The sequence below is a fragment of the Chamaesiphon sp. OTE_20_metabat_361 genome, from assembly GCF_031364565.1.
Window position 1 is genome coordinate 1 of record NZ_JANLWO010000761.1, and the last position, 3,347, is coordinate 3,347.

General features: G+C 52.0%; 3 protein-coding genes. 2 read left to right on the forward strand and 1 reads right to left on the reverse strand.

What is annotated here, in order from left to right:
• Together argC and RMO35_RS21535 are read left to right on the forward strand one after the other, a co-directional pair.
• A partial coding sequence (argC, locus tag RMO35_RS21530) for an N-acetyl-gamma-glutamyl-phosphate reductase (RefSeq protein WP_309744129.1) occupies positions 1-1,024 on the forward strand: 1,024 nt, incomplete at its 5' end.
• A 148-nt stretch (positions 1,025-1,172) separates the two neighbouring features.
• Positions 1,173-1,904 (forward strand): TIGR04283 family arsenosugar biosynthesis glycosyltransferase, encoded by a 732-nt coding sequence (locus RMO35_RS21535; protein WP_309744132.1) that lies wholly within the window; start codon positions 1,173-1,175, stop codon positions 1,902-1,904.
• Here RMO35_RS21535 and RMO35_RS21540 read toward each other — a convergent pair.
• Positions 1,901-3,347: mercuric reductase (locus RMO35_RS21540; protein ID WP_309744135.1), on the reverse strand; the 1,447-nt coding region annotated here is incomplete at its 5' end. The genes RMO35_RS21535 and RMO35_RS21540 overlap by 4 nt on opposite strands.

Here is a 3,347-nt window from a genome sequence, read left to right on the forward strand (position 1 = left end):
CGGTGCGTCAGGCTATGGTGGGGTGCAGTTGGTGCGCTTGTTGCAAGATCATCCCGCGATCGAGATTGCTTATTTGGGCGGCGACAGCAGTGCGGGTAAAAAGTTTGGAGATCTCTATCCCCATCTCGCTCATATCGTAAATTTAACCATCGAATCGATCGATGTCGATGTCATTGCCTCCCGGTGTCAGGCAGTATTTCTCGCCCTCCCCAATGGTTTAGCCTGCGAACTCGCCCCAAAATTGATCGCTAAAGGCTGTAGCGTCCTCGATCTATCGGCAGACTATCGATTTGCCGATCTCGATACCTATACCCAATGGTATAAGATTCCGCGTACCGATCGCGAAACCGCAGCACAGGCGGTCTATGGCTTGCCCGAACTTTATCGTGCCAAACTCCGCAATGCCAAACTCGTCGGCTGTCCCGGCTGTTATCCTACCGCCAGCCTCCTCGCCCTCTCACCCCTGCTCAAGCAAGGTCTAATCGATGCCGACACCGCCATCATCGATGCCAAATCCGGCACCTCTGGGGGCGGCAGACAAGCTAAAACTCATCTCTTGCTAGCGGAAGCCGATAACAGCATTACTGCCTACAGCATCGCCGGACATCGCCATACACCCGAAATCGAACAAGTTTGCAGCGATCTTGCCAGCCATGAAGTCAAAGTCCAATTTACCCCCCATCTAATCCCGATGGTACGAGGCATCCTCTCGACTGTCTATGCCACGATCCGCGATCCCGGCTTAGTCACCGAAGACTTAATTACCATTTACAAAGCTTTCTACCGCTCCTCTCCCTTCGTCCGCATCTTAGAAGGCGGCATCTATCCCCAAACCAAATGGGCAGCAGGTACCAACCTCTGCTACATCGCCGTCGAAGTTGACGTGCGAACTGGTCGCGTAATCGTAGTATCCGCGATCGATAATCTGATCAAAGGGCAAGCCGGACAAGCAATCCAATGTCTCAATGCGATGATGGGTTGGGATGAAACACTCGGACTACCGCAGATGAGTTTTTATCCCTAGATAATACAATTCAAGCATTAAAGCTCCACAGTTGTTGTGAGTCGATCCACGATCGTGCGGACAAGAACATCAACAACTATTTCCAGTGCCAGCATTACTCTCCATCGTACTCACACTGCCTGAGCCAAATCAAAAGTAGGAAAGGAAAATGCTCAGAGTCTCGATCGTGATTCCTACCCTGAACGAAGCAAATAGCCTTGGACGCACGCTAAGACAGCTTCAAGTCCTCGATCCACCGCCCTTAGAAGTGCTGGTGGTCGATGGCGGTAGTGAGGATGAGACGCTGGCAATTGCCCAAGCCGCTGGAGTCCAGGTACTAACGTGCGATCGTCTCGGACGCTCGGTTCAGATGAATTACGGCGCAAAGTTAGCAACAGGTGATGTTGTGGTTTTTTTACATGCTGATACGGGAGTGCCAGATGACACGATCGCTATTATCGATCGGGTATTAGCAGATCCAGCCGTTGTCTGTGGCGGCTTTGTTTCGCTGATGACTGGAGCGCAAACAACCCGCTGGGGAGTTTCACTGCACAATTATCTCAAAACTTACTATGCTCCTTTGCTGTTTAAACCTCATTTGTTCTTCAAAGGATTGCGTCTTTTATTTGGGGATCAAGTAATGTTTTGTCGTCGGGCTGAGTTTTGGGAGTGCGGTGGCTTTGATGAGACACTCCCGATTATGGAAGATGGCGATCTGTGTTTGCGGTTGGTACAAAAAGGGCGAATTCGACAGGTAAATCGCGTCGTTCAGTCGTCCGATCGTCGCGTCGCTCATTGGGGAGCATGGAAAGCCACCGCGATCTACCTTTACGTCGGGGTTCTATGGGGAGTTGGCGTCTCCGCAGACTATCTCAAGCAGTTCTATGAGGATATTCGCTAACTAAATTTTGCGCCCAGCTTTAACAGCACCTGAAGGGTGGGATTGACAAAGGTTTGGCGATAGTACTCGTCAGCCGCTTGCTTAATTGCCCCGGCTTGGGTTGGATAGGGATGAATCACTTGAGACAGTGCTTTAAGTCCTTGCTTGGTGACTATTGCCAGTGTGATTTCGCTAATCAGATCGCCTGCGTGACTCGCGACGATCGTTGCTCCCAGAATCCGATCGGAGCCGCGTCGCAGCAGAATTTTCACAAAGCCCTCTGTTTCGCCATCGGTTAAGGCTCGATCGACTTCTGAGAACGGAATGTGAATTGTTTCAGTGGCTATTCCTTGGGCTTGAGCTTCTGCCTCATAAAGTCCAACATGGGCAATTTCGGGGTCGGTATAAGTCACCCAAGGCATAACTAGACTGCTGAGCTTGCTGCGTCCGATGCCGAATGGCGCAAATAGAGCATTTTTGATCGCGATGCGGGCGGCGGCATCAGCGGCGTGAGTAAATTTCCACTTCATACAGATGTCACCTGCTGCATAGATGCGCGGGTTAGTGGTTTGCAGATAATCATCCACCACAACGCCAGTAGGATCGTAACTCACACCCGCTGCCTCTAGGTTGAGTTCTTCTACATTCGGGGATCGTCCTGCACCGATTAAAATCCGATCGACAATAACAGTTTGAGTTGCGCCTTGCTGCTCATAGTGGATCGCTGTGCCAGCATCCGTCTGCTCGACGCGTTTGACCGTGCTATTTAACAGGACGTTGAGACCTTCTCGTCCAAAGCGCTGCTCGATCGCTTGGGCGGCATCGATATCTTCCCGATCGAGCAAGTGCTCATTTTTGTGCAGCAGCGTTACTTGACTACCCAGCCGCCCAAAGGCTTGCGCGAACTCACACCCGATCGGACCGCCGCCAATTACCGCGAGCCGCGCTGGTCGATCGACCAGTGAAAAGACGGTTTCATGGGTGAGGAATCCAGCTTCCGTCAGCCCAGGGATGTTGGGATGAGCGGCACGGGCACCTGTGGTAATCGCTGCCTTCTTAAAGCGCAGCAGCCGACCATTGACTTCGACGGTTCGTTCGTCTACGAATGCGGCATTGCCCAAAAACACATCAATGCCCTGAGAACTAAATTCTTTAGCCGAATCATGAGTGCTAATCTCGGCTCGAATCCGCCGCATTCGCTCCATCACCGCTGCAAAATCAACATCTACTTCTGCGGGTGGACGAATGCCAAACGGCTCAGCATTGCGGATTGTCGCAGCGACTCGCGCCGACTGAATCATCGTTTTAGAGGGCACACAGCCCAAATTTAGGCAATCACCCCCCATCAGGCTTTTCTCGATCAGCGCAATTTTCAATCCCAGTTTCAATCCTGCTGCTCCAGCCGCCACAACCAGTCCAGCCGTTCCCGCCCCAATTACAACGAGATCGTATAGCGGAGCGGGT

What these genes read in the sequence shown, in the direction of transcription:
- RMO35_RS21535 (WP_309744132.1), top strand. Translation starts at nt 1,173, where the DNA reads ATGCTCAGAGTCTCGATCGTGATTCCTACCCTGAACGAAGCAAATAGC.